The organism is Polaribacter sp., from assembly GCF_036480315.1.
Classification (GTDB): Bacteria; Bacteroidota; Bacteroidia; order Flavobacteriales; family Flavobacteriaceae; genus Polaribacter.
This window is the reverse complement of sequence record NZ_JAZGGG010000060.1, coordinates 1-25,465: the sequence shown is the minus strand read 5'-3', so window position 1 is coordinate 25,465 and position 25,465 is coordinate 1. Positions and strand designations below refer to the sequence as shown.

Below are 25,465 nucleotides of genomic sequence, written 5' to 3'. Positions count from 1 at the left end.
AATGAAAAAAACAATTTCACTTTTAATCTTTCTTGTTGGCATTTTTAGTTGTAACAAAAAGGAACCTATAAATAGTTCAAATCTTATTGAGGGGACTTGGAAAATGATTTATGCAGAAGTAATAGAAAACGATTCTTTAAAGCTTAAAGATTTATCGAATACAACTTTTATAGTGGAGCTGGTTCTTATCTCTTAGAAGGAAATAGTTATAAGGAGGCATTAAATTTCACTTCTGTAGAAGCAATTAAAAAGCATCAATTTTCATTTAATATTATAGTTAAAGGAGATACATTAATTCAATCTGGAATAGAAAAAGTAGAAGCTGCAGGAATAAATAGACTAATTATAGAAAAACACTTAAAACTTAACTAATGAAAAGAATTCTTTTAATTATCATCTTGGGTATTTTTAGTCAACCTATTTTTTCTCAAATAGCATTATCAGAAAAATATAATTTAATGCCTTGGCCACAAGAATTAATAGAAAATAACACGTCTTTTTCTATTGATAAAAATTTAACAATAACCATTCTTGGTAAAGATTTAAAAGAAAGAGTTGCAAAATATTCTGTAAATTTTTTAAGACGACTAGCAAATAGAACAGGTGTTTTTATCGATACTGGTTTTCCTATAAAAACTAAAAATGCGTCTATTGAAATTAATTTTGAAAGTATTTCTAAATTAACTGTACATGATAATGAATCTTACAACCTATCAATTAATAAAGATAAAGTTATCATTAATGCCAAAACAGATGTTGGTGCTTTAAGAGGGTTAGAAACACTTTTACAATTAGTTAATTTTAATAAAACTGGTTATTATTTTGAAGGTGTTTCTATTAAAGATTTTCCAAGATTTGTGTGGCGAGGATTAATGATCGACGTCTCACGTCATTTTCATCCAATTGACGTTTTAAAGAGAAATTTAGATGCAATGGCTTCTGTAAAACTAAATGTTTTTCATTGGCATTTAACAGATGATCAGGGTTTTAGAGTAGAATCTAAAGTGTTTCCTAAATTGCAAGAAATTGCGGCAGATGGATTGTATTATACACAAGAACAAATTAAAGATATTGTAAAATATGCTTCAAATTTAGGAATTAGAGTTATACCAGAATTCGATGTTCCTGGACATGCTTCTGCAATATTATCGGCATATCCAGAATTAGGAAGTAAAGATGATTATGATTACAAAGTTGAACGTTTTTCGGGTGTTTTTGATCCAACATTAAATCCATCAAAAGAAGTAACATATTTATTTTTAGAAACTTTATTTAAAGAAATTGCCCCATTATTTCCAGATGAATATTTTCATATTGGTGGTGATGAAAATGAAGGAAAACATTGGGATGAGAATGAAGGAATTCAAGCTTTTAAAAAACAACATAACTTAAAAACGAATCACGATTTACAAACCTATTTTAATATTAGATTAGAAAAAATATTAAAAAAGTTAGATAAAAAATTAATGGGTTGGGATGAAATTTTAACACCTTCGACTCCAACAACAGCTGTTATTCATTCTTGGCGAGGAAAACATGAAGGGTTAAAACAAAGTACTTTAATAGAAGCTGCAAAAAAAGGTTATCAAACTGTACTGTCTGCGGGTTATTATATAGACAGATTATTGTCTGTAAAAGAACATTACAATGTAGATCCAATAGGGAATGCCATTTTAACAAAAGATGAGAGAAAAAGAATTTTAGGAGCAGAAGCAACTATGTGGAGCGAACTTGTTACTCCACTTACAATTGATTCTAGAATCTGGCCTAGAACAGCAGCAATTGCAGAACGGTTTTGGTCTAGAAAAGAAGTAAATAATGTAGATAATATGCAGAAAAGATTGAAAGTCATCAATTTTCAATTGGAAGAATTAGGGATTACACATATTAGAAATAAAGATTTTATTTTAAGAAATATTAGTAATCATCAAAATAATGAAGTCTTAAAAACTTTATCTAAAATCTTCGAACCCCTAAAAGTGTATTCTAGAAACAAAGGCGGAACAGAATACAAAACATTTTCTCCTTTTACATTGTTTGCAGATGCTTGTTCTGCAGATGCAGAAGATGCAATTGTTTTTAATAATGAAGTAACTTCTTATTTAAAAAATAAAGAAGACAAACACCTAAAAGTGATACAACAGTATTTGAAAAATTGGGCAAGTAATTATACCGAATTCTCTAAGATGAATTCAAATCCTAAACTAGAAAAGTTAGAGTTGTTATCTAAAAACGTTTCTCTTATTTCTGAATTATTAGAGACTTCTATTCAAAACAAACAGTTTTCAACAGAAGATTTATCATTAGGTAACAATCTAATTAAAAAACTTTCAGAACCTTGTGAAGATGTAGAACTAGCTATTTTAAGTTCTCTAAAGCAATTATTTAATTTTTGCAATACAAACTATTAAAATTTATGAATTCTTATTTTGAAACATCTTTTGACGCCCCATATCATCAACTAAATAAGAAAACTAATTTTAGTTCTTCTAATAGTTATTATACATTTATTAATTGGGTGAGTGGTGAATTCGATTTGTATCTACAAGATGAAACAAATGGTTTGCATGTTTTTTTTCCGGAAGGAAATTTTCACATTAAAAATGAAATTGAAAACGGAAAAATTGTAGCAGAAATTAATTTAGAGAGTAGAATTCTTGAAAAAGGGCAATATGTTTTTGATAAGATTATGTCAGTTTATAGCCACTTATTAAATTCAAGTAAATGATTTTAATAGCAGAAAGTGGTTCAACAAAGTGCGATTGGGTTCTTATCGAAAAATTGAACAAAAAAGTTACTCGTTTTAGAACAAAAGGACTAAACCCCGCAATTCTAAAAGAAAAAAAGTTACATAAAATTATTGGTAACGAAGTTGTACTTGCAAAGAGTAAAGAAAAGATAAAAGAAATTTATTTTTTTGGAGCAGGTTGTAATACCGAAAGTAACAACCAGGTTTTAAAAAATGTTTTTTCTTCTCTTTTTAATGCAAATAAAGTATTAGTTGCAGAAGATATGATGGCTGCGGTTTATGCTACAACCACAAAGCCAGCTGTAGTTTGTATTTTAGGAACAGGTTCTAATTGTTGTTTCTTTGATGGAAATAAAATAATGCAAAAAACACCTGCTTTAGGATATATTTTAATGGATGAAGGTAGCGGTAATTACTTCGGTAAAGAACTTTTAAAGGCATATTATTATAAAAAACTACCAGAAAAGCTTTCTTTATCATTAGAGGGTAAATATAATTTATCTGAAGAAAGAGTTATAAAGAAAATATACCAATCTAAAACTCCTAATAAATATTTAGCCAATTTTGCACCTTTTTTATTTGAAAACCAAGAAGACATTTTTATTCAAAAAATTATTGAAAAAGGTATTAAAGAATTTGTAGAAAACCATATCTTACATTACAAAAATGAACTCGAAGAAAATTCGATTCATTTTGTTGGTTCCATAGCTTTTTTTAGCAAAAAATATATTATTAAAGAACTGTCTAAACATAATATTATTGCAGGAAGTTTTATTAGAAGACCAATTGATAATTTAATAAGCCACTTTTTAAGATTAAAATAACACGTATAAATGAAACCAAATAAAAATATTTTTCTATTCTTAATTTTGGTTTTAATTTTTTCTTGTTCTACGGAAAAAAAACCAACGAAACAGTTTACTCTTTTATCAGCAGAAGACACAAACATTCATTTTAAAAACTCTGTAAAAGAAAATCTCTACTTCAATTTTCTGAATTACGCATATATTTATAATGGAGGTGGTATTGCGGTAGGCGATATTAATAATGATGGTTTAGAAGATGTTTACTTTACTTCTAACCAAGAATCGAACAAATTATACTTAAATAATGGCGATTTTGAATTTAAAGATATCACATTAAAAGCAAAAGTTTCTGATGAAATTGGTTGGACAACTGGTGTTACAATGATTGATATTAATAATGATGGTTGGTTAGATATCTACGTTTGTAAATCGGGTTCATTAAAAAATCATGAAAATAGAAAGAACAAGCTTTTTATAAATCAAAAAGACAATACATTTAAAGAAAGTGCTGCTCGTTATGGTATAGATCACTTTGGGTTTTCTACTCAATCTTATTTTTTCGATTTTGATAAAGATGGAGATTTAGATATGTATTTGGTAAATCATCGTCAAGATTTTAGAAATAACATAAACATAGATCCTAGAATTCAAGAAACAAAAGAAGATTATAATTCTGATCAATTATTTAGAAATGATGGCAGTTCTTTTACAAACATTACTAAAGAAGCAGGAATATTAAATAAAGCTTGGGGATTAAGTGCTTCAATTGGAGATTTTAATAATGACAATTTACTAGATATTTTTGTAGCCAACGATTTTTTAGAACCTGATTTTTTATACATTAACCAAGGAAATGGAACTTTTAAAGATGAAGCATTAAAACATTTTAATCATATTTCCGCCAATAGTATGGGGTCTGATTTTGCAGACATTAATAACGATTTAAAACCAGATTTAATCGTTTTAGACATGATGGCTGAAGATCATATTCGAGGCAAAGAAAACATGGCAACTATGAGTGTTTCTAATTTTAATCAATTGGTAAATATGGGCTTTCATCATCAATATATGTCTAATATGTTGCAGTTGAATAATGCAAATGGTACGTTTTCTGAAATTGGGCAATTATCTGGAATTGCAAAAACAGATTGGAGTTGGGCACCTTTAATTGCAGATTTTGATAATGATGGTTTTAATGATGTTTTTGTTACCAATGGAATTCAGCATGATTTGTCGAATCAAGATTTTAGAAACCAGATGAGAAATAATATAAGAAACCGTAAAAAAGTTTCTTTAGAGCAGGCAATTGATATGATGCCTTCTCATAAATTAAGTAATTATATTTTTCAAAACCAACAAGATTTAACTTTTAAAAATGAAACTAAAAACTGGGGGTTTGATGCTAAAATAAATTCTAACGGAGCAGTTTATGCAGATTTAGATAATGATGGAGATTTAGATTTAATTGTAAATAATCAAGCAGAAGAAGCTTCAGTTTATCAGAATAATTCTACAAAAAATTACATCTCTTTTTCGTTAAAAGGTTCAGGGAAAAATAAATTAGGAATTGGAGCAAAAATCACTGTTTTTTCTGAAGGATTACAGCAATCTAAAGAACACTATGTAAGTAGAGGTTTTCAGTCTTCCGTTAGTAATAAATTGAATTTTGGATTAGGAAATAGCACCAAAGTTGATAGTGTTTTAGTTGATTGGAAAAATGGAAAACAACAAAAATTAGTTGAGTTAAAAATCAATACAAACTTAACATTAGATTATATAAATTCTGTTAAAAAGAGTACTTCTCAAAAAACTAACAGTGGTATGTTTGAAAATGTAAATCCTTCAGATATTGGTGTTAATTATCAGCAAAAAGAAAATAGTTTTGATGATTTTAAACTCCAATTATTATTGCCTCAAAAACAATCTGAAAAGAGTTCTCCATTAGCAGTTGCAGATATAAACAATGATGGTTTAGATGATTTTTTTGTTGGAAATGCTAAAGGAGAAAATGGGTCAATCTACATTCAAACAAAAACAGGGAAGTTTATTGAAACCAACAAAAAATTATTAGGTTCAGAAAAAGAATTTGAAGATACTGATGCCAAATTTATTGATATTGATTCTGATGGAGATTTAGATTTATATGTAACTTCTGGAGGTTATGAAGTTGAAAAAGACAATAAATTTCTTCAAGACAGGTTGTACATAAATAATGGGAAGGGAATCTTTAAAAAATTACTTTTAAGAAGTCCATTAGTTAATTCTAAAGGAATTGCTTTTGCGGATTTTGACAAAGATGGTGGTGTTGATGTTTTTGTTGGCGCTAATGTTAAATATGGCAAATATCCATTGTCTGATAAACCTTATTTTTTAGAAAATAAAAACGGGAAGTATACAAATGTAATTGATGAAAAGTTTGATGACATTTCAAATTTAAGATTAATAAATGATGTAATTTTTTCTGATTTTGACAATGATGGAGATTTAGACTTAATAGTAGTAGGAGAATGGATGTCAATTATTTTTTATGAAAACAAAGAGAACAAATTCCATATTAAAGAAATTGAAGGTATAACTAATTTAAATGGCTGGTTTCAAACGATAACAGCTGCCGATTTAGACAAAGATGGAAACGTAGATTATATTATTGGTAATTGGGGTAAGAACAATAAGTTTCACCCTACAAAAGAAAAGCCATTACACATATACGCAGATTATTTTGATGATAACTTGAGTTTTGATATTGCCTTGAGTAAAGTTTCTAAAACAGGTGATTTATTACCCGTTCGTGGTAAAGAATGTTCTACACAACAAACACCTTTTTTAAATGAAAAAGTAAAAACATTTGCAGTATTTGCTTCATCTACAATGCCAGAAATTTATGGTTCAGAAAAATTAGAAAAAGCAACTCATTATGTTACTGAAAGTTTTACGACCATAATTTTAAAAAACAAAGGAAATGGGCAGTTTGAAATTCAAGAATTGCCAAATGAAGCACAATTTTCACCAACATTAAGCATTGAAATAGCAGATATAAATAATGATGGATTTCTAGATGTTTTTGGTGTTGGTAATATACCAGAAGCTGAAGTAGAAACCATTAAATATGATGCTTCTAAAGGTTATGTTTTATTAGGGAACAAAAATGGAAACTTCTCTTTTTTAAATGATGTTAGTTATTCTAATAATAAAAGCGCCAAAGCTTTTAAGCAAATTACCATTGATAATATTTTACATTTTATCATCTTAAATAAGAATAATAAGTTAACAATTTTAAAAACAAAAAATAAATAAATTCTGAAGATTCTTGAGAGGTTCTTTTTTTCCTATTTATATATTTATTTTTTACAAGTATATCATAGAGGATTAAGCGTATAGAAACTAATAATAAGCTTCAATACTTTAGGTGTAATACAAATAAATTAAAACAACAACGTCAAAAAGTTAGAGAATTAAATTATGCTTGTGTTGATAGATTAAGTAATTAAAATACAGCATTAAGAGAGGAAATGACATTTTTTTTGGGCAAATATTTTTGTTTGTAGAGACAATAATATTTTTCATCTTGAAGATTATAATATATTAAGAGAACATGCTTTAAGAGATTTTAGAAATTTTGTAAAAGAAATTGCTAAAAGCGCCTCTATGAGTAAATACCTAAACAATAAGCAAAATATAAAAAGAGAACCCAATGAAAATTTTGCTAGAGAATTGATGGAGCTTTTTACTTTGGGTATTGACAATTATACAGAGCAAGATATTAAAAAATCTGCAAGAGTTTTTACTGGTTGGTCTTTTAAAAAGAATGGAGACTTTAAGTTAAGAAAAGAACAGCATGATTATGAAGAAAAAACGTTCTTTGGAAAAATAGGGAATTTTAATGGAAATGATATTACATATAACCCGTTGTGCATTTAGACAATATTAATTTTTAGATTGTTGATATTTCTATCAAAAATGAATTTGTAGATGTATTGAATAACAGTTAATGCTGTAATTTTAGACAGTGTTTTAGTTTTAAAACCTTGAAAGGATTTTGCATAATTTCTACGAATCATAAATTGATCACAGAGTTGTGAAAATAAGGTTTCAATTCTTTTTCTAGACTTTCTAAAAACATAAGGTTGCTTTTTATAATTATGCTAATTTTTTCTCATTGGTACTTCAATTTTGATATTACTATGTGTAAATAAATCGAATTGATATTTAGAAGATAAATAGCCTTTGTCAGCAAGTAATACACAGTCTTTCATTTGGTTTTTAATATCTTTTAAGTAATGAATATCATGAACAGAAGCTTTAGATAAGTCAAAATCCCCAATAACTCCGTTAACCGAACAAACAGCATGTAATTTGTACCCAAAATAACTCATAGATTGACTCGCACAATATCCTCTATTGTGACTATTCTCAACAGATTCTCTACAAACTTTACTTCTAGATGCTCTTGACAAACGTCTTTAATCATTCTGAAAATTAATTTGTTGCATCATTTTTTTGGTGCATAATTTTATTTTTTTCAATACATTAGCAGAAAGTGGGACACAAAAAGAGGTTATTAATAACAACTTTACTATTGTATCAGGTAAAGGCACAGATATAAAAGACAATCCAGCATTATTAAATAGAGCCAAAAGAAAAACGATAACTCGTAAAATGATTTTGAGTCTTATAGATATAACCAAAGCGAAAGGAGAACCAGAAAGACAACAAATGTATTGGAATGCATATCATTGTCAATCTAAAATTATAAGTGCTAATAATAAACTATATGGCAATTATTGTAAGAATAGATTTTGCACTATTTGTTGTGCTATTAGAAAAGCAGAAAATATAAATAAGTACTATCCTACTCTAAAGAATTGGGATGAACCGCATTTTGTAACATTAACTGTAAAATCTGTAGAAGAAAATAATCTTAATAAGTGGGTTTACGGAATGAATAGAGCCTTTAACCTAATAAAGAGCAGATGTAAAAAAAGACATCAAAGAGGTACAGGAATACAACTTATAGGAATCAAATCTTTAGAATGCAACTTTAACCCTATTCGCAAAACTTACAACCCTCATTTTCATCTTATAGTACCTAATAAAGAGATTGCTTTATTACTAAAAAAAGAATGGATGTTTCAATGGAATAAAACTGCTGATATTCATTCATCACCAAAAGCACAGCATATAAGAAAAGTAGAAAATTTAGAAAGAGACTTAATAGAAACTATCAAATATGGTAGTAAAATTTTCACAGAAACCGACCTAAAAAAGAAAGGTAAAAAAGCAACTGCTCCAATGGTTTACGCATACGCTTTAGACAATATACTTTGCGCTATGAAAGGCAAAAGAATTTTCGATCGTTTCGGCTTCAATTTACCTAAAATTGGAACTAAAAAAATACCACAGCAATTAATCACAAATTTTGATGAATATATCTTTTCAACCTCTTCTACAGATTGGATAAACAAAACTACAGGCGAATGCTTAACAGGGTATTTACAGCCTATAGAATTAAGTCATTTACTAAATGAATGTATAAATACAGAAGCACATTAATTTTTAGCATTAAATAATTGGCTATAGTTTTTATAAAAAGTAAATTTAGGCATTCCAAAAAACGCTATGGCTTTATTTCAAAAATCAGTATTAAACAAATACTTAAAATTACAAGATGCTACTCTTATAGATAAAGCATATAAAAAGTTTTGTAAGTATTTTCACAATCCTAAAATTCAACAAAACATATTAGTAAGTAAAGAAGAACAGTTTCAACAAAAGTTTTTAATAGAACTATTTGAAAAGGTTTTTGACTACACTATTTTTCCAGATGAAAAGTATAACATCACTACAGAATTTAAGAATTTAAGAGGTGCAAAAAAAGCAGATGGTGCTATTTTAGTTGATGGTAAAGCCCTATGTGTTATAGAGCTAAAAGGAACGAATACAAAGGATTTGGAAAGCATAAGACAACAAGCTTTTGACTACAAATCTAATCATCCTACTTGTAAGTATATCATCACATCTAATTTCGAAAAAATTCGTTTTTATATAGAAACATCAGATGAATTAGAAGAGTTCAACTTGTTTACCTTAACCAAAAAGGAATTTGAACTACTTTATTTATGCATTCATAAAGATAATTTACTAAACAATATTCCGCTATCAATTAAAAAAGATTCTATAGTTGTAGAAGAAAGTATTACTAAAAAATTCTATAATGATTATTCTTTATTTAAAAGAGAGTTGTTTAGAGATTTGGTAAAACAGAATCTAAAAAATGAAGTTTTTAGAACAGAACTACAAAAAGAAGATACAGACACCGCAAAAAAGAAAATTAAATTAAGCTTATTTAAAAAATCACAAAAATTAATAGATAGATTTCTATTCATCTTCTTTGCAGAAGATAGGGGTTTGTTACCACCAAACTCAACAATTAAAATTCTAAAAGATTGGAATAAGTTAGCGGAATTGGATGCAGAAGTGCCTTTATACAATCGTTTTAAGCTATATTTTAAATATTTAGACCAAGGTAGAGCAGGTACAAATAAAAAGGCTGAAATCTTTGCTTATAATGGTGGTTTGTTTAAACCAGACCCAATTTTAGATTCTATAATTTTAGATGATTCTTTACTCTATAAACATACAAAAGCACTTTCTGAATACGATTTTGAAAGCCAAGTAGATGTTAATATTTTAGGACATATTTTCGAAAACTCATTAAACGAAATAGAAAGCGTAAATGCAGAAATTGAAGGTGCAGATTTCGATAAACAGAAAACCAAACGTAAAAAAGATGGTGTTTTCTACACTCCCAAATACATTACAAAATACATTGTAGACAATACCATTGGTAAATTGTGTAATGAAAAGAAAGCTGAATTTACTATTATAGAAAAAGACTTTACACCCAACAGACAAACAGCAACAAAAAGAAAGCTTTTAAGCAGTTTAGAAAACTATAGAGAATGGTTACTGCAAATTACTATTTGCGACCCTGCTTGTGGTTCTGGTGCTTTCTTAAACCAAGCTTTAGACTTCTTAATAAAAGAACATACGTTTATAGATGAATTGCAAACCAAATTATTAGGTGGAGGTTTTGTGTTCCCTAATATAGAAAACACCGTTTTAGAAAATAATATTTTTGGAGTTGATTTAAATGAAGAATCTGTAGAAATTGCAAAATTATCTTTGTGGTTACGTACAGCACAACCCAGAAGAAAACTAAACAGCTTAAATAACAATATTAAATGTGGTAATTCTTTAATTGATAGTAAAGCAGTTGCAGGAGACAAAGCGTTTACTTGGGAAACTGAATTTAAACAAGTTTTTGAAAAAGGTGGTTTTGATGTGGTTATTGGGAATCCGCCTTGGAATAGCAAAATATCTCCAAACGATTCAAAAGAAATTGCTTTAAAATATAATTTAGAATTAAAAAATCTAAATTATATTTGCGGTATTTTTTTATTTAGCTCATTTAATAACTAAAAAACAAGGTTACGTAAATTTATTAGTACCTGAAGTTGTTATTAAAAATTCTTCATATTTAAATTTAAGAGATTTAATAATTAATAAATTTAACTTTATTTCAATAACTGATTACGGACAATTCCCTGGAGTTGCTTCTAATACAGTTGCAATATGCTATCAAATTAATATGCCAGATGGCAAAACAGTTATAAGAAAACATAAAGCTAGTTTAAATTTTGAAAAAGTAATAAATACCAATATTTACAATCAAAACCCAATTAAAGCATTTTCTTTCGAAATAGATAATGAAAAACAAAATGTATTAAATAAAGTTTCAAAACATACTTTGTTAGGTGGTATTTCAAAAATAAAAAGAGGGATTGAATTAGGGCAAGTAACAGAATTGATAGAATGCAATAATTGTGGGAAATATTCAGAAATATCAACAAAATATTACTCAAAACGAGATGCTAACAAATGTAAATATTGTGAAAGTAAAATTGATTTTAATTCAAAATTCACCATTAGCAGTCGTAAAAAAAATGTTAATTATTCTCTTCCCTGTTTAAGTGGTCGAGAAATAAATAGATACACAGTCAACAGCTATTATTACATTATTCCAAACTTAATAAGTATAGATTATAAAGAAGATATATATTCTAATAAAAACCTATATGTTAAAAGAATAGCTACAAAACCAGAAGCAACATTAGTGAATCATTTATGTTATACATTTAATACTTTATACTCAATTTATGATTTAAAAATTAATACAAAAGAATCTTTAATGCTAATTCTTAACTCAAAGCTTATAAGTTTTTATTATGAATTAGTATTTAATTTAGGGATGAATTTAACAACACAAGTTACAGTTGAATATCTAAAAAAAATACCAATTGCTAAAGTTTTAAAAAGTGATTTATTTCAAAAAATGTCAAATATAATTTTAAATGAAACCAATTATTTAAATACCAAATCAGATAACTTCAGTGACTATATAATTTCTCAATTCCAATTAGAAAAACTATCAAAAAAACTTCAAAATTGGTATTCATTAGAATTTTCAGACTTTATAAAAGAAATTAACAAAGCCATAAAAAACAACAAACAAGAAAAGCTTACCAAACTACAAGAAATGGAGTGGATGGAAGTTTTTGAGGTTAAAAAAGCAGAAGCACAAACCATAAAAACACAAATAGACCAAACAGACAAAGAAATAGATGCTATGGTGTATGAGTTGTATGGTTTAACTGATGATGAAATAAAAATTGTAGAGAATAGTTAAACTATGGATAAATTTAAAGCTACTTATACAGATGTTACAGATTGGGATGTTATTGTTTATCAAAACACTACTGGTAGCAGAAGTAAAAAAATAATTAGAGAACCTGAAACAGAAGATGAGTATTTTTTCAAAGGCTCTAAAGAATTAGCTGATGGAGAAATTAGGTATCCTAGTGAGTTTTGGTCAGAAATAGTATCTTCTAAAATAGGACAATCTCTAAAATTTAATATCCTAGATTATAATATAGGATATAACAAAGATGGTATTCAAAAAATTGGTTGTCTTTCTAAATCTATGGTTTTAAATTCTAAAAACAAACTTACTGAAGGAAAAGTTTATTTAACTGGTTATAAATCTTCTTACAATCCAGAAAAAGATAAGAAAGACTATACTTTTCAATTTATTAGAGATACTTTGTCTTTTTTTAATTATAAGAGTTACATTTTAAACTTATTGGAAATTATAGTTTTTGATGCTTTGATTGGTAACTCTGATAGGCATCAAGAAAATTGGGGCATTATTACCAACTTTGAGCAAACCATTGAAGATTTTAACGAAAAAATAAGAAGCAGTGGTGATAAGTGGTATAAGAATTGGTATTTAAAACTAAAAAGAATTTTAGCAATTGCACAATCTGAAAATTTTAAAAATAGTATAGGATTTAATAAAAGAGCAGATTTATTAATAGAGTCAGAAATCACCAAAAGTTACTTTGCCTCAATTTATGATAGTGGTTGTTGTTTAGGTCGTGAATTCAATATTGATAAAGTAAAAAAAATACTTACTGATAAACAAATGCAAGATAAGTATATAAGAAAAGGGGTTTCTGAAATTCATTGGAAAGGAAATGACAAGAAGTTGAATCATTTTGACCTTATTAAAAAACTGCAAGAAGAATATCCAGAAGAAATAAAGCAAGTAATAAACCAAATTAAAGATAATTTTAAAACTGAAAACATTAAAATTATAATTGAAAATATAGATAAGAATTTACCTATTAATTTAAAAAAGCATAATTTACCAAAAGAAAGAAAAGAATTGATGTTTAAATTAATAAATTTGCGCTTTAATAAACTTATAAAATTAATATGAAATCAATAGGAAACATATATCTAACTTGGCGAAAAGGCAAGGGCGAAAGGAGAATTCCTATTGGCATTATTAAACGCAATAAAACTTTAGGCACACGTTTTCATTATCTTGAAAAAGGTATTGAAGATGCTAAAAGGTTTGGATTTTCAATTTATGAGGGTTTTCCAGATACAACAACAACATATTCTAAAAACGTTATTGAAATTTTTGGGCAAAGAATAATGAGGAGTGAAAGAAACGACATTAAAGATTTTTACGATTTTTGGTTGATTGACAAAAAACACCTTAATGATGTTTATTATATGCTCGCGCATACTCAAGGAATATTACCTACTGATAACTATGAGTTTTTAGCGGAATTTAATTCATCTAAAGGTTTAAAATTCATTACAGAAATTTCTGGTTTATCAAAATATAAAATTAGTTCAGATGTTTTAAAAAAAGGAGATATTCTATCCTATAAAGAAGATTCTAACAATTCATTTGATAAATACGCTGTTAAAGTTTTTAAAGACGGACTCTGTTTAGGATATATTAAAATAATACATAATCGTATTTTTCATAGAAGCAATAAAGAGTTTAAAGTATCTGTACAGCATATAGAAAAAAATGGTATTCTTAATAGGGTATTTCTAAAAGTTGAATAATGTAAAACTAAATTTTATTATTTAGTTGATTTTTTAATAAAAAAATTATAGCTACAGTTTAGTAAATTATTGCAATAAACTTATATGCAGTTTCAAATATTATAATTCCTAAAGACCATTCTTTTGAGTATTTAGAGACTAAAATTAAAAACCTCAACCTAATTATAAAAGTTGAGGTTTTTTTTATATTCTTTGTGTCTTATAAAATAAAGATATGCTAAATAATACAAGATTTACAATCTAAAAAGAAACTAAAAAAGTAGTGTTAAAATAGCGCACACTTACATCTAAATTTACACCCTTAAAAACAAAACCCTGTAAATCAATAATTTACAGGGTTAATTGTGGAGACGCCGAGAATCGAACTCGGGTCCAAACGAGCAGCCAAAAAGCTTTCTACATACATAGTTCTTTCTTAATTTTCGACCAAAAGCTGATTAAGAACAATCTGCTTTTAGCTTAACTTCTTTAGTTTCAAAAACCCGTCAAAGTACCAAGTTTTCTATGTTTACTTTTACGATATCCAAAAGTGAAACGCCGTAAACCAAGGCTGTTCGTGGACATAAAGCTTGCACACCTAGTGTGCCGAGGCCAATCCTACTATAATTCGGATTATGCAGCTAAAGCGTAGTTATCTTCGCCGTTTAAAAAGTTGAAATTAGGTTTTACGAGTGTTATTTCATAACTCGGTATGCTTACAAATCCACTGTCCTCGCTGTCAAAACCAGTCGTCCCCGTTTTAAAAGTTTGGGCGTCACCACACAAAAAAGTGTGGTCAGGCTTTCCGTTATATCTTTTTTAACTGAAAAAGTTAAAAAAGGATGTCACTTCAATCCTTAACGCGGTCTGCAAAAGTATAAAAAATACAGTTGCTTATCATTATAAATTCTAATATCTTCGAGCAATATTTATACCAATTTTTACTGAACACGTTTCAGTACCTAATAAATCATTAAAGTATGAAGTTTGGCATTATAAAAGAGCGCAAAAATCCACCAGATAGAAGAGTTGTTTTTTCACCCGAAAAATTAACTCAATTCAAATCTAAATTTTCCGAGGCAGAAATAGTTGTAGAAAGTTCAGATATTAGAGTTTTTTCGGACAATCAATATACAGAAGCAGGTTTAGATGTTTCTAAAGATGTTTCTGACTGTGATGTCTTATTTGGTGTAAAAGAAGTACCAATTGATGCTTTATTCAATAATAAAAAATACTTTTTCTTTAGTCATACAATCAAAAAACAACCTTATAACAGAGATTTGTTAAATGCAGTTTTAGCTAAAAACATAGAATTGTACGATCATGAAACGATTGTTAAAGAAAACGGAGCACGTTTAATTGGTTTTGGTCGCTATGCGGGTATTGTTGGTGCTTATAATGGTTTTAGAGCTATTGGTTTAAAAAAGGATGCATTTAATTTACCAAAAGCTGAAACTTTAGATAGCCAAAAAGAATTAATTCAAGAATTAAATAAAATCAATTTACCAAATATTAAAATTCTTTTAACAGGAAACGGTAAAGTTGCTTACGGTGCTAAAGAAATGCTAGATGCAATGAACATTAAAAAGGTTTCTGTAGATGAATATTTAAATAACTCTTTTGATAAACCTGTATATTGTTTAACAGATGTTTTAGATTATAATCAACGTAAAGATGGTAAAATTATCAATAATAGAGATCTTTATAAGAATCCTAAAGAGTATGTTTCTAATTTTATGCGTTTTGCAAAAGTAACAGATTTCTTTATAGCTGGTCATTTTTATGGAAATAATGCACCGTATTTATTTACCAGAGAAGATGCAAAATCTAAAGATTTCAAAATAAAATTTGTAGCCGATATTTCTTGTGACATAGATGGACCTGTTGCAAGTACATTAAGAGCTTCAACAATTGCAGATCCTATTTATGGTTATAACCCGCAAACAGAAACTGAAGTTAATTATAAGGATAAAGATGCTATTGTTGTAATGGCAGTAGATAATTTACCTTGTGAATTACCAAAAGATGCAAGTGAAGGTTTTGGTGAAATGTTTTTGAAAAGTGTTATTCCTGCTTTTTTCAATAATGATACAGATGGCGTTTTACAGCGTGCTAAAATGACTGAAAACGGAAAATTAACAGAACGTTTTTCATATTTACAGGATTATGTAGATGGCAAAGAATAATGGTAAATGATAGACAGTTTCTTATCGATTTAGCAAAAATGAAAATGCCTTTTGGAAAATTTAAAGGCAGATATCTAATCGATTTACCCGAACACTATATTGTTTGGTACAAAAATAAAGGTTTCCCTAACGGAAAATTAGGGAAACAAATGGAATTGGTTTATGAATTTCAGCTAAATGGTTTAGAAGATATAGTTAGAAAAATTAGGCAAGATTATACTTAAGTTTTAGTATTATTTTTTCTTATTAATTTTTCAATTATAATAATGGATATTATTCCTAAAGTATAAGCTATTAAATCGCCAATACTAAAGGAAGTACCAAGAATAATTTTTAGCGTTTTTTCATAGGCTTGAGGGAAATTATTTTGCAAATTAGAAAGTTGTAAAAATTCAATTATAAAAGAAACTACAAAAGTTATTAAAACCGCTTTTTCTATAGAAATTTTAAAGACGCTTTTTAAAAGTGTATAAACAAACATTACTGCAAAATAATCTCCAACAGTATGTCTTATAAAGCCTCTTGTGTATTTAGCTATGTAAACTTCTAAAAGAAATATTGCTACAAATAACAGGAAGTATATTTTATTGAATTTTATCATTTGATTAGTGTTAAGAGAATTGTTATTGCTTTTTCAATATTTTTAATTTTCGTAAATGATACTATCACTTTTGAAATTGAGTAACTAGTGAATTATATAATAATGATAAACACAAATATCATAAGTGTAAATAAAATCATTTTAATTTGTTTTTTTGAATAACTGGCGTTTTACAAATCCAAGTCCAAGATTGCATTAATGTCATAAATGCTGTAATAAAAAAGGTACATATTCCGCTTTCAAAATCAGTAATAATAATGAAATAACATGATATAACAAAAACAATAATTGCGTAATAAGGAAAGTACTTTTTAAAAATTTCCTTATCACTTATTGTATCATTTTCCAACCAGAAAAAAGGCGTTATTGTTATTAAAATTGTCAAAGAGCAAATAACAGATATTGGTATTATTGATAGCAAGAAAAAAAAGAACGTTAAATTATCTAAACTGTCAGAAATCATAAGTATCCAAAATATCATTGTAGCCAAAGTCGATGCTTTTAATAATGTTGCGCCTAAATTATTGGAAGAATTCATTTCTTAATTTTTAAGTTGTTATAAACGGTTTCTTGCCAAGAATTTTCTTGTAAATGATCTAAATAATCTCTGTGTTTAACATCAATTTTGCGTTTGTTAGTAACGTTAATTTCATTCTTTTCAGCATAGTCTTTTAAAATAAACGTATTATTATCAGAAAGGTTTATTAGATAATTCAAATCCATTTGATCTGCATTATTAACGTTGTAGTAAGTAATTATTTTATCCCAATTTATTGTTGACGACATAATTAAAATTACAAATGCAATTTGTGTGTTTTTTCGAAATAGAAACCATAAATTTTTAATTTTAGATACTTTTATAAAAGTTGTAATTAATCCTATAGAAGTTGCTATTAAAAAGAAGATTACACCAACTCTTTTATAAGTTAAACCAAATGAAACAATATATTCTATATTTTTTATAACGGTAATTATTACAACACTTAAGTTTAGAAAAATCCAAACAAAAGTTATAATTTTCAAATCTTTATTTTCCTCAAAAAAGTTAAGATTTCCTCTAAAAAAATAAAGAATAATTACAATAGCTAATAGGTTAGAAAAAATTAAAGCATTTACACCATTATGAACTTGTGCTGAAAGTTGAGATGCAACCATATTATGTAATTCAGATAAATGAACTATATCTGTAATTAAAAACAAAACAATAAGTGTATTCAGTAAAATCATTAACACAATAGCTAATTGTTTTTCGCTTTTAAGTTTTTTAGGAGAAATATATTCTAAAGAACTTTTTTCTAAATTATTTCCGGTATTTATATCAATAGAAGTTACAGGTTCAATTTGAATTGGATTTGAAATGTTATAAAATAAATAATATCCTAAAGCCGTAAAAAGTAACCATTGAAAATTTATAAAACTTAAATCTATGTTTGTAATTAATTCATCAAAAACAGGATTTCCAACTCTATATAAATTGATAAATATGATGATGACAATTGCTGGAATACCTACTATTTTTAGCCAATAACCATAATTTATTTTTTCTTTTTTTTCTTTTTTTACTTTTTCAACTTCAGAATTTAAAGTGTCAAAATATATAGAAAAGTAAGAAACAACGGTTGTATAAATTCCGTTTATCCATTGAATGTAAATAGAAGACTTTTGTTCAGAAAGACTTCCTATGAAAGTGAAAAATGCAATTATATTTGCAATTATTGATAAATCAGATTTGTAAATAAAAACAGTTATTCCAGTAATTAGATACCCTAAAACTTTTAGATTATTACCTTTGTTTTTAAAAGGTTTTGGGTTTTTTATTGCTAATATTACAATTGTTAGTATTGTAAATAGTAATAAGTTTACACCAATGTTCTGTGAATAAAATAGGATGCTAAATAGCAATGCGCCGATTAATGTTGTTAATTTTTTCATTTGTTTTGTTGTTTCAGTAATTATTTAATTGTTTTATTTGTTGTCTGTTAAAAATCATTTCTCGTATTTCTAAAAAAGAAAAAAGTAAAAGTCTTTCGTATTTAAAGTGATGAAATTGATTACAGTTTTTTCCAAGTTGATAAGATTTTATGTAGTATTTATAATATTCTGGAAGTATAAAAGTGCCAACCAAAAGCACACCAAACAAGTACAAACTTCTTTTTCCGTTTCCAAAACAAACATATTGTAACGCAATTTCATCTTCTACTTTTGTACCGTAACCAGTAAGTAAATGATAACAATCATGACGTTCAACTTTTGGTAACAATTCAAAATTATTTGTATGCAGAAAATTACCAAGGTGATAGCCAAAGGTTTCTTTTTTATATTTCAAAAGTTCATTAGTTGTTATTTCCCAAGGTTTCTTGTCTTTAAATTTAATGTACATTTTTTGTGAATGTCCAAACAACCAAAAAATCAATCTCTTTCTCACAATATTTATTAAAAGTACTTTGTATTTCAAAGTGTTGAAACAAAAAAATATTCTATTTGTTTTTAATTAATTTTTCTAGGGCGTTAATATGCTTTTTAAATTCTATTTTTCCCAATGCTGTGGCAATATATTTTGTGTTTGGTTTTCTTCCAATAAATTGTTTTTCAACCTTTATAAAATCAACTTTTTCTAATGCTTTTGTATGACTTGCTAAATTACCATCTGTTGCGCCTAATAATTCTTTTAAAGTATTAAAATCTGCATACTCATTTACCATTAAAATAGACATTATACCAAGTCTTATTCTATGATCGAAAGCTTTGTTTATATTTAGAATAATGTTTTTCAAATGGATATAATTTAGATTATAAAAACAGGTTATTTTCTATCATATTTAAAATACATAACTGAACCATAAAAAATGTGCATAATTCCAAAACCAAGTACCCAAAACCAAAACCCGTAACCAGGAAAAATGGCAGCTAACAATCCTAAAACTATCTGTGTAAGACCTAAATATTTTACATCACCCAAAGTATATTTAGAAGCATTAAATAGTGCTAAACCATAAAATAACAACATTAAAGCACTTGTTTGTCCGTAAAGTTGTTGATTTAAAATGATAATCACATATATTCCTCCAGCTGCAAGTGGAATGATAAAATTTAAGAGCAATCTTCTAGTTAAAGGATCCCAAATTTTTTCAGCGTTCTTGTTGGCTTTTCTTGTAGTTAAATAAATAGCGGTTCCAACACTAAAAGCACCTACTAAAAGTAAATCGAATATAACCAAACGAAAAACTTCTCCGTCTAAAATTAAATATCCATTTTCACTTTGTGAAACCAACCAATACGCATAACCTGCACCAATTAAGGCGTAAATACCTGCTAAAATACCAGACAACCCACTCAATGAAATGAATTTTGATGATTTACTCATTAAAATTTTAATTTCCGATATGTCTCTTAAATAATCTTCTTGACTCATTTTTAAAGAACTTTGAAATACAAAGTAAAAGATAATTTTTCATTTACGCAACAAAAAGTGAATAGTTTCTTTATTTTTTTTTAACTTTCACTACTATAACTAAAGAAATGAAACCAGCTGAAGCATATATTTTAAATCAACCAGAGCCGTTTAAATCTATTTTATTGCATTTACAGATTTTAATTGAAGGTAGTTTTCCTGAAGTTGATTTGCAATTTAAATGGAAAATTCCTTTTTATTATTTAGCTGATAAACCATTTTGTTACTTAAACGCTTCTAAAAAGAAAGGGTATGTAGATGTTGTTTTTTGGGTTTCTGCACATTTAACAAAATACAATGAGTTTTTAGTTTCTGAAAATCGAAAAGTTGTAAAATCTTTACGGTACAAAAATCTTGAAGATATAAATGAGAAAATATTATTATCCGTTTTAGAGGAAGCACATCAATTAAAAGATAAAGGTTTTTATAAAAGAAAATAACTATTTAGTTTTAAACTGTAATGCAGCCTCATTATTAATGTAAAGCACAAATTCAGAATTTCTAGAAACATCATTAATAGTTAAAGTAGTAATCTCATTTTCAAGTGTAATAATAGGATTTTGTGCAAACTTCATTCCTTTAAAAGTATAATAAATTAAGGTGTTCGGAGCTAAATGCTTAAATTTTAATTCTATTTTTTTTGATGCATTAATTCTGATAATCCCTTTTTTTGGAGAAATTAATGTCGCTTTAGAACTTAAAAAAGAATGTCCGTAAATTGGTTGATTGTAAAACTCTTGCAAGCTAATTCTACCAAAACGTAAAACCCAAAGAGTGTCTTCAGGAAAATGAGTTTTAAATATTTTTTCTTTAGGAATATTATAAAAATAAGGATCAAATTTACGAATCCAACGTCCATTATATTCATAACCAGCAGCCCAAGTTGCGTCTAGAATAATCCATTTATTATTCAGTTTTATAGCATTCCAAGCATGATTTGATGTGTTTACAGGTTTGCCAATTTCTTGAGGTAAATTTCTAACATTTCCTTTTATTACTTCTGATTCTAGGCCTAATAAGTCGCAGATTTTTTTAAAAGATTGTGCATATTCTTCACAAACACCTGTTTTGTTTTTGAAAGCATCACTTACAACTTTGTCTTTTATTGCTTGTAGTTTTTGTAATTTCTCTTCTTCTGTAGCATAACTTAAATTATAACTTCTTTGTGTAGGATTATAATATTCCTCTAAATTATAACGAATATTTTTAGCCAACCAGAAAAAAGCAGCTCGCGCCTTTTCTTCATCAGAAATAAAGTCTGTACTAATTTTAGATGCTAAATCTTGAGCATTAGAAAATCTTGGATAATCAGTAACAAGATTATCAACATTTGAGAAGTCTTGACTTTGTATTGATATTGAAATTAGTAAAAAGAAAAATAGAAGTTGTTTCATATTATAAAAGATAAACAATTTTATGATTCAAAAATTGTGCCCAACTTTATAATCAAAAAAAGAAAACCTTTCCAGTTTTTTATAACAGGAAAGGTTTGATAATATTTTTTTTAAGATTTTGAGTAAATGCGTTAGGGATTGTAATGACATCCTTTTTTGAGGCACGAAAAAAAGATATAATGGAAAGCCCGTTAAAACGCCCAAAAAATATTAAAATGAACCTTTTATAAATTATTAATGGTTTTTCTAATTGCAACCAAGTTTGTTAAAAGAGCTTCTAGGTTGTCTAAATGCAACATATTTGCACCATCAGATTTTGCATTTGCAGGATCAAAATGAGTTTCAATAAATAAACCATCCACATTGTTTACAATTCCGGCTCTGGCAATTGTTTCAATCATATCTGGTCTTCCACCAGTTACTCCAGCAACTTGATTTGGCTGTTGTAAAGAATGCGTAACGTCTAAAATTGTTGGTGCAAATTCGCGCATTTCAGGAATTCCTCTAAAATCGACAATCATATCCTGGTAGCCAAACATGGTTCCTCTATCGGTAATCCAAGCTTTATTTGAACCTGCATCTTTTACTTTTTGTACTGCGTGTTTCATTGCGGCAGGACTCATAAATTGCCCTTTTTTTAAATTAACTACCTTACCTGTTTTTGCTGCAGCAACCACTAAATCTGTTTGACGAACCAAAAAAGCAGGAATCTGTAAAACATCTACATATTCCGCAGCTTTTGCAGCATCTGAAACTTCATGAATATCTGTAACTGTTGGCACGCCAAAAGTTTCGGAAACTTTGCGTAAAATCTTTAGTGCTTTTTCGTCTCCAATTCCTGTAAAACTGTCTATTCTACTTCTGTTTGCTTTTTTAAAACTTCCTTTAAAAATATATGGAATCTCTAATTTATCGGTAATTGTAATTACTTTTTCAGCAATACGCATTGCCATTTCTTCACCTTCAATAGCACAAGGCCCAGCAAGTAAAAAAAAGTTGTTAGAATTTGTATGTTTAATATTCGGAATTTCAGATAAAATCATTTGTAAAAATTTTGCACAAAAATACGTAAAAATTAAGCGTAATAAAACGCTAGATTTTTAGATTCTGAATCAAGTTAAGAATGACAATATTTTCTGTTTTCTAAACAATGTTTTAAAGTCTTCTATTTAATTATATTTGCTATATTTATGCTTTTAAAAATCTAAAAACAATGAAAAAAATCAATCTTATCTACGTACTGTTTTTTGCAATTATTTTTTCTTGTAAAGAAAACACCAAACAAACAACAGTAAAAGAAGTAACTATTGCAGATATAGATACTACAACTGTAAGAAAACACTTGTATACTTTGGCTTCAGATGAAATGGAAGGTAGAGGTACAGGGACTCAAGGAATTGAAAAAGCGGCTCAATATATAGAAAGTAAATTTAAAAAATTTGGTTTAAAAACGTATGATACTTTAAACAATTATAGGCAAACTTTTACATTTACAAATAGACAAACAAAAAAAGAAATTACTGCAAGTAATATAATTGGTGTCTTAGAAGGGAAAAGTAAAAAAGATGAATATGTTGTAGTTTCTGCACATTATGATCATTTAGGAATAAGGAATAAAGAAGGACAATTGGATAGTATTTATAATGGTGCAGATGATGATGCTTCTGGTACAACAGCAGTTTTAGCTTTAGCGGAATATTTTAGTAAAAAGAAGATAAATGAAAGAACCATTTTATTTATAGCTTTTACAGGAGAAGAAATGGGGTTAATTGGTTCTAATCACTTTGGAAAAGGTATTGATTCAACAAAATTTGTCGCAGGAATAAATATAGAAATGATTGGTAAAGAATCTAATTATGGGCCTAAAACGGCCTGGTTAACTGGTTTTAACCGTTCTGATTTTGGAACAATTATTCAAAAGAACTTAGAAGGTTCTGGGTATGTTTTACACCCAGATCCGTTTCAGAAATTTAACTTGTTTTTTAGATCAGACAATGCATCTCTAGCACGTTTAGGGATTCCTGCACACACTTTTTCTACAGGACCAATAGATGTAGATATTCATTATCACAAAGCTTCAGATGAACCAGAAACCTTAAACGTTTCTAATATTACAGAAACTATTAGAGCCATTGCAATTGGCACAGAAAGTATTATTAAAGGTGAAGATACACCAACAAGAGTGGTGTTAACTGTAGAAGAAATGACTGGAAGACGTAAGAAGAAAAAATAAATTTATGAGATGTTTAAAGTACGTTTTTTTATTGTTTTTGATGAGTTGTGGGGCCTCTAAAGTAATTACTGATTTCGATTCTAAAACAGATTTCAAAAAATATAAAACTTTTGATTTTTATGAAGATAATGGTGAAAGTCTTAATGAATTTGATGTTAAAAGAATAACTGCTGCAATTCAAAAAGAATTAGAAACAGATGGATTGAAGCAAAATTCTAAACCTCTTTTTTTTATCTACTTTGATACCAAAACTTCTGAAAAACAAAATAACAATACTATAGGAATTGGTATAGGAAGTGGTGGTAGAAATGGCGGAATTGGAATTTCTGGAGGAATACCGATTGGCGGTAAAAAACTAATTGAAGATATTAGTATTCGTTTTATAGAAGCAATTTCTAATGAGTTATTTTGGGAAGGTTCTTTAAGTTCAACCATAAAAAAGAAGAGAACACCAGAAGAACGTAAATTATATATAAAAGAAGTTATCGCTGAAATTTTACAAAAATATCCACCAAAAAGTGAATAGAATGGCATATTCAGAATATTTGGTAGACAGAGTTTCTCAATTTTTTAGGGAAAAGGGTATTTATTTTGAATCCAAAAAAATGTTTGGTGGTTTTGTTTTTATGGTTGATAATAAAATGTGTGTTGGTGTAATAAAAGACCAAATTATGGCAAGACTAAACCCCTATATTTATAAAGAATCTTTATTAAAGGAAGGTTGTAGAAGTATGGATTTCACAGGGAAAAAAATGAAAGGTTTTGTGTACCTTTCTGATGAAGCCGTAGATTTAGAGAGTGATTTATATTATTGGTTGCAATTAGCATTAGATTTTAATCCGTTAGCAAAAGCGAGTAAAAAGAAAAAATCCTCTAAAAATTAATTCAGAGGATTTTTATTTTATTATTAAAAATTATTTAGAACTGATACCTAATAGCTAAAGCGACATCAGAATTTAATCCACTTAAACCTCCAGAGATTCCAATTTCTGGTCTGTAGTCTATAGATAGTAAAATTGGCGCATCAAAGTTATATTCAATACCAATAACTCCTGCACCGTATATTCCCGTTCCGTTAGCAGAAACAATTCCACCACCTACACCAGCATACCAATTAAATTGGTTTTCTAAATTCCAAACCCATTCATATAAACCTGTCGCTTTAAAGTTGGTGAACTTATTAGCTAAACCTAAATCAATTTCTAAACGATTACTATCTCCTAAAGATTTTTGATAAGAAATTTCTCCACCAACTCCATTTCCACCACTAAAACGTAAACCAATGGCATTGTCTGAAATTTCTTGTGCATTTATTGATAAACTTGCAGTTAATAATAAACCAAATACTAATAACACTTTCTTCATAATTTTTCCTTTTTTTAAATTAAGTAACAAAAATACAATTAATCAATTTCTTTATCAGAATAAATCCCGTAATATTTGTTAATGCTTTTTTTTTATTGGTCTCAAATATAGTTAAAACTATGCACTTTAGTGCATCTCGCTTTAGCTTCTAAAAATGTTTACCTTTGTCTTATGTCAAAACAAAGAACAAATGGTCATACTGTTTCAAGATTAACT

Annotated in this window: 25 protein-coding genes, 1 other RNA gene and 2 pseudogenes; 17 read left to right on the top strand and 11 right to left on the bottom strand. The window is 27.7% G+C overall.

The features are described 5' to 3' along the window. Position 1: 1 nt before the first annotated feature. The 6 genes and pseudogenes from V3V28_RS12730 to V3V28_RS12705 all read left to right on the top strand — a co-directional run. Positions 2–196: a hypothetical protein gene (locus V3V28_RS12730; protein WP_331365390.1), complete on the top strand. Its 195-nt coding sequence runs from the start codon at positions 2–4 to the stop codon at positions 194–196. A gap of 175 nt (positions 197–371) precedes the next feature. After that, positions 372–2,411, top strand: coding sequence for a beta-N-acetylhexosaminidase (locus tag V3V28_RS12725; RefSeq protein ID WP_331365389.1), 2,040 nt, complete (start codon positions 372–374; stop codon positions 2,409–2,411). 5 nt (positions 2,412–2,416) lie between these two features. Then, positions 2,417–2,728 carry a hypothetical protein gene (locus tag V3V28_RS12720; RefSeq protein WP_331365388.1) on the top strand — a complete coding sequence of 104 codons (312 nt, stop codon included), beginning with the start codon at positions 2,417–2,419 and terminating at the stop codon, positions 2,726–2,728. Next, positions 2,725–3,573, top strand: coding sequence for a BadF/BadG/BcrA/BcrD ATPase family protein (locus V3V28_RS12715; protein WP_331365387.1), 849 nt, complete (start codon positions 2,725–2,727; stop codon positions 3,571–3,573). Before V3V28_RS12720 ends, V3V28_RS12715 begins: the two co-directional genes overlap by 4 nt. Positions 3,574–3,582: 9 nt before the next feature. Then, a complete protein-coding gene (locus tag V3V28_RS12710) occupies positions 3,583–6,849 on the top strand; it encodes a VCBS repeat-containing protein (protein WP_331365386.1) in 3,267 nt (1,088 codons plus the stop codon). 234 nt (positions 6,850–7,083) lie between these two features. Further along, positions 7,084–7,473, top strand: a pseudogene (locus V3V28_RS12705) (DUF1800 family protein); the annotation flags it as partial. Here V3V28_RS12705 and V3V28_RS12700 read toward each other — a convergent pair. Then, positions 7,470–8,012 (bottom strand): annotated as a pseudogene (locus tag V3V28_RS12700) (IS982 family transposase); the annotation flags it as partial. The pseudogenes V3V28_RS12705 and V3V28_RS12700 sit on opposite strands and share 4 nt — an antisense overlap. A 43-nt stretch (positions 8,013–8,055) precedes the next feature. On the opposite strand from V3V28_RS12700, the gene V3V28_RS12695 reads away from it, so the two are divergent. From V3V28_RS12695 to V3V28_RS12675, 5 genes are all read left to right on the top strand, one after another. Beyond that, positions 8,056–9,105, top strand: coding sequence for a protein rep (locus V3V28_RS12695; RefSeq protein ID WP_331365385.1), 1,050 nt, complete (start codon positions 8,056–8,058; stop codon positions 9,103–9,105). 66 nt (positions 9,106–9,171) lie between these two features. Continuing rightward, complete coding sequence (locus V3V28_RS12690) at positions 9,172–11,034, top strand: Eco57I restriction-modification methylase domain-containing protein (protein WP_331365384.1); 1,863 nt, start codon at positions 9,172–9,174, stop codon at positions 11,032–11,034. Between the two features lie 169 nt (positions 11,035–11,203). Then, positions 11,204–12,301, top strand: a complete 1,098-nt coding sequence (locus tag V3V28_RS12685) for a TaqI-like C-terminal specificity domain-containing protein (RefSeq protein ID WP_331365383.1) — start codon at positions 11,204–11,206, stop codon at positions 12,299–12,301. A 3-nt stretch (positions 12,302–12,304) separates the two neighbouring features. Further along, positions 12,305–13,393 carry a hypothetical protein gene (locus V3V28_RS12680; RefSeq protein WP_331365382.1) on the top strand — a complete coding sequence of 363 codons (1,089 nt, stop codon included), beginning with the start codon at positions 12,305–12,307 and terminating at the stop codon, positions 13,391–13,393. Then, a complete protein-coding gene (locus V3V28_RS12675) occupies positions 13,390–14,040 on the top strand; it encodes a hypothetical protein (protein WP_331365381.1) in 651 nt (216 codons plus the stop codon). Before V3V28_RS12680 ends, V3V28_RS12675 begins: the two co-directional genes overlap by 4 nt. 342 nt (positions 14,041–14,382) lie before the next feature. On the opposite strand, the gene ssrA is transcribed toward V3V28_RS12675, so the two are convergent. Continuing rightward, positions 14,383–14,776, bottom strand: a transfer-messenger RNA (tmRNA) gene (gene ssrA, locus V3V28_RS12670). 223 nt (positions 14,777–14,999) lie between these two features. Between ssrA and V3V28_RS12665 the strand changes: the two genes are divergently transcribed. Together V3V28_RS12665 and V3V28_RS12660 are read left to right on the top strand one after the other, a co-directional pair. Further along, entirely contained in the window at positions 15,000–16,205 is a 1,206-nt protein-coding gene (locus V3V28_RS12665; protein WP_331365380.1) for an NAD(P)-dependent oxidoreductase, read from the top strand. After that, a complete protein-coding gene (locus V3V28_RS12660; protein ID WP_331365379.1) occupies positions 16,205–16,429 on the top strand; it encodes a DUF3820 family protein in 225 nt (74 codons plus the stop codon). The genes V3V28_RS12665 and V3V28_RS12660 overlap by 1 nt, the downstream gene beginning before the upstream one ends. Here the strand turns inward: V3V28_RS12660 and V3V28_RS12655 are convergent. From V3V28_RS12655 to V3V28_RS12630, 6 genes are all read right to left on the bottom strand, one after another. Then, a complete protein-coding gene (locus V3V28_RS12655) occupies positions 16,426–16,806 on the bottom strand; it encodes a ribosomal maturation YjgA family protein (RefSeq protein WP_331365378.1) in 381 nt (126 codons plus the stop codon). The two genes, V3V28_RS12660 and V3V28_RS12655, sit on opposite strands and share 4 nt — an antisense overlap. 136 nt (positions 16,807–16,942) lie before the next feature. Beyond that, entirely contained in the window at positions 16,943–17,344 is a 402-nt protein-coding gene (locus V3V28_RS12650) for a hypothetical protein (protein WP_331365377.1), read from the bottom strand. Next, a complete protein-coding gene (locus V3V28_RS12645; protein ID WP_331365376.1) occupies positions 17,341–18,738 on the bottom strand; it encodes a DUF4153 domain-containing protein in 1,398 nt (465 codons plus the stop codon). The genes V3V28_RS12650 and V3V28_RS12645 overlap by 4 nt, the downstream gene beginning before the upstream one ends. A gap of 13 nt (positions 18,739–18,751) precedes the next feature. After that, positions 18,752–19,186 (bottom strand): Coq4 family protein, encoded by a 435-nt coding sequence (locus V3V28_RS12640; protein WP_331365375.1) that lies wholly within the window; start codon positions 19,184–19,186, stop codon positions 18,752–18,754. A gap of 97 nt (positions 19,187–19,283) precedes the next feature. Continuing rightward, on the bottom strand, positions 19,284–19,580 hold the full coding sequence (locus V3V28_RS12635) for a winged helix-turn-helix domain-containing protein (RefSeq protein WP_331365374.1): 297 nt from the start codon (positions 19,578–19,580) through the stop codon (positions 19,284–19,286). Positions 19,581–19,609: 29 nt separating this feature from the next. Beyond that, positions 19,610–20,218: a hypothetical protein gene (locus V3V28_RS12630; protein ID WP_331365373.1), complete on the bottom strand. Its 609-nt coding sequence runs from the start codon at positions 20,216–20,218 to the stop codon at positions 19,610–19,612. 107 nt (positions 20,219–20,325) lie between these two features. On the opposite strand from V3V28_RS12630, the gene V3V28_RS12625 reads away from it, so the two are divergent. Then, on the top strand, positions 20,326–20,697 hold the full coding sequence (locus V3V28_RS12625) for a DUF1801 domain-containing protein (protein WP_331365372.1): 372 nt from the start codon (positions 20,326–20,328) through the stop codon (positions 20,695–20,697). Here V3V28_RS12625 and V3V28_RS12620 read toward each other — a convergent pair whose 3' ends face one another. Together V3V28_RS12620 and kdsA are read right to left on the bottom strand one after the other, a co-directional pair. Further along, positions 20,698–21,651: a transglutaminase domain-containing protein gene (locus V3V28_RS12620; protein ID WP_331365371.1), complete on the bottom strand. Its 954-nt coding sequence runs from the start codon at positions 21,649–21,651 to the stop codon at positions 20,698–20,700. 224 nt (positions 21,652–21,875) lie between these two features. Next, on the bottom strand, positions 21,876–22,694 hold the full coding sequence (gene kdsA, locus V3V28_RS12615) for a 3-deoxy-8-phosphooctulonate synthase (RefSeq protein ID WP_331365370.1): 819 nt from the start codon (positions 22,692–22,694) through the stop codon (positions 21,876–21,878). Between the two features lie 170 nt (positions 22,695–22,864). On the opposite strand from kdsA, the gene V3V28_RS12610 reads away from it, so the two are divergent. From V3V28_RS12610 to V3V28_RS12600, 3 genes are read left to right on the top strand one after another with little or no spacing between them, the layout of a single operon-like run. After that, positions 22,865–23,884 carry a M20/M25/M40 family metallo-hydrolase gene (locus V3V28_RS12610; RefSeq protein WP_331365369.1) on the top strand — a complete coding sequence of 340 codons (1,020 nt, stop codon included), beginning with the start codon at positions 22,865–22,867 and terminating at the stop codon, positions 23,882–23,884. Positions 23,885–23,888: 4 nt separating this feature from the next. After that, positions 23,889–24,410, top strand: coding sequence for a DUF4136 domain-containing protein (locus V3V28_RS12605; protein WP_331365368.1), 522 nt, complete (start codon positions 23,889–23,891; stop codon positions 24,408–24,410). Between the two features lies 1 nt (position 24,411). Beyond that, positions 24,412–24,768 carry a TfoX/Sxy family protein gene (locus V3V28_RS12600; protein ID WP_331365367.1) on the top strand — a complete coding sequence of 119 codons (357 nt, stop codon included), beginning with the start codon at positions 24,412–24,414 and terminating at the stop codon, positions 24,766–24,768. 34 nt (positions 24,769–24,802) lie between these two features. Here V3V28_RS12600 and V3V28_RS12595 read toward each other — a convergent pair whose 3' ends face one another. Continuing rightward, positions 24,803–25,249 (bottom strand): hypothetical protein, encoded by a 447-nt coding sequence (locus tag V3V28_RS12595; RefSeq protein ID WP_331365366.1) that lies wholly within the window; start codon positions 25,247–25,249, stop codon positions 24,803–24,805. Positions 25,250–25,465: the final 216 nt, after the last annotated feature.

What these genes read in the sequence shown, in the direction of transcription:
- V3V28_RS12715 (WP_331365387.1), top strand. Translation starts at nt 2,725, where the DNA reads ATGATTTTAATAGCAGAAAGTGGTTCAACAAAGTGCGATTGGGTTCTT.
- V3V28_RS12645 (WP_331365376.1), bottom strand. Translation starts at nt 18,738, where the DNA reads ATGAAAAAATTAACAACATTAATCGGCGCATTGCTATTTAGCATCCTA.
- V3V28_RS12730 (WP_331365390.1), top strand. Translation starts at nt 2, where the DNA reads ATGAAAAAAACAATTTCACTTTTAATCTTTCTTGTTGGCATTTTTAGT.
- V3V28_RS12720 (WP_331365388.1), top strand. Translation starts at nt 2,417, where the DNA reads ATGAATTCTTATTTTGAAACATCTTTTGACGCCCCATATCATCAACTA.
- V3V28_RS12630 (WP_331365373.1), bottom strand. Translation starts at nt 20,218, where the DNA reads ATGAGTCAAGAAGATTATTTAAGAGACATATCGGAAATTAAAATTTTA.
- V3V28_RS12725 (WP_331365389.1), top strand. Translation starts at nt 372, where the DNA reads ATGAAAAGAATTCTTTTAATTATCATCTTGGGTATTTTTAGTCAACCT.
- V3V28_RS12690 (WP_331365384.1), top strand. Translation starts at nt 9,172, where the DNA reads ATGGCTTTATTTCAAAAATCAGTATTAAACAAATACTTAAAATTACAA.
- V3V28_RS12620 (WP_331365371.1), bottom strand. Translation starts at nt 21,651, where the DNA reads ATGAAACAACTTCTATTTTTCTTTTTACTAATTTCAATATCAATACAA.
- V3V28_RS12660 (WP_331365379.1), top strand. Translation starts at nt 16,205, where the DNA reads ATGGTAAATGATAGACAGTTTCTTATCGATTTAGCAAAAATGAAAATG.
- V3V28_RS12625 (WP_331365372.1), top strand. Translation starts at nt 20,326, where the DNA reads ATGAAACCAGCTGAAGCATATATTTTAAATCAACCAGAGCCGTTTAAA.
- kdsA (WP_331365370.1), bottom strand. Translation starts at nt 22,694, where the DNA reads ATGATTTTATCTGAAATTCCGAATATTAAACATACAAATTCTAACAAC.
- V3V28_RS12610 (WP_331365369.1), top strand. Translation starts at nt 22,865, where the DNA reads ATGAAAAAAATCAATCTTATCTACGTACTGTTTTTTGCAATTATTTTT.
- V3V28_RS12650 (WP_331365377.1), bottom strand. Translation starts at nt 17,344, where the DNA reads ATGAATTCTTCCAATAATTTAGGCGCAACATTATTAAAAGCATCGACT.
- V3V28_RS12655 (WP_331365378.1), bottom strand. Translation starts at nt 16,806, where the DNA reads ATGATAAAATTCAATAAAATATACTTCCTGTTATTTGTAGCAATATTT.
- V3V28_RS12595 (WP_331365366.1), bottom strand. Translation starts at nt 25,249, where the DNA reads ATGAAGAAAGTGTTATTAGTATTTGGTTTATTATTAACTGCAAGTTTA.
- V3V28_RS12600 (WP_331365367.1), top strand. Translation starts at nt 24,412, where the DNA reads ATGGCATATTCAGAATATTTGGTAGACAGAGTTTCTCAATTTTTTAGG.
- V3V28_RS12685 (WP_331365383.1), top strand. Translation starts at nt 11,204, where the DNA reads ATGCCAGATGGCAAAACAGTTATAAGAAAACATAAAGCTAGTTTAAAT.
- V3V28_RS12605 (WP_331365368.1), top strand. Translation starts at nt 23,889, where the DNA reads ATGAGATGTTTAAAGTACGTTTTTTTATTGTTTTTGATGAGTTGTGGG.
- V3V28_RS12675 (WP_331365381.1), top strand. Translation starts at nt 13,390, where the DNA reads ATGAAATCAATAGGAAACATATATCTAACTTGGCGAAAAGGCAAGGGC.
- V3V28_RS12680 (WP_331365382.1), top strand. Translation starts at nt 12,305, where the DNA reads ATGGATAAATTTAAAGCTACTTATACAGATGTTACAGATTGGGATGTT.
- V3V28_RS12665 (WP_331365380.1), top strand. Translation starts at nt 15,000, where the DNA reads ATGAAGTTTGGCATTATAAAAGAGCGCAAAAATCCACCAGATAGAAGA.
- V3V28_RS12710 (WP_331365386.1), top strand. Translation starts at nt 3,583, where the DNA reads ATGAAACCAAATAAAAATATTTTTCTATTCTTAATTTTGGTTTTAATT.
- V3V28_RS12640 (WP_331365375.1), bottom strand. Translation starts at nt 19,186, where the DNA reads ATGTACATTAAATTTAAAGACAAGAAACCTTGGGAAATAACAACTAAT.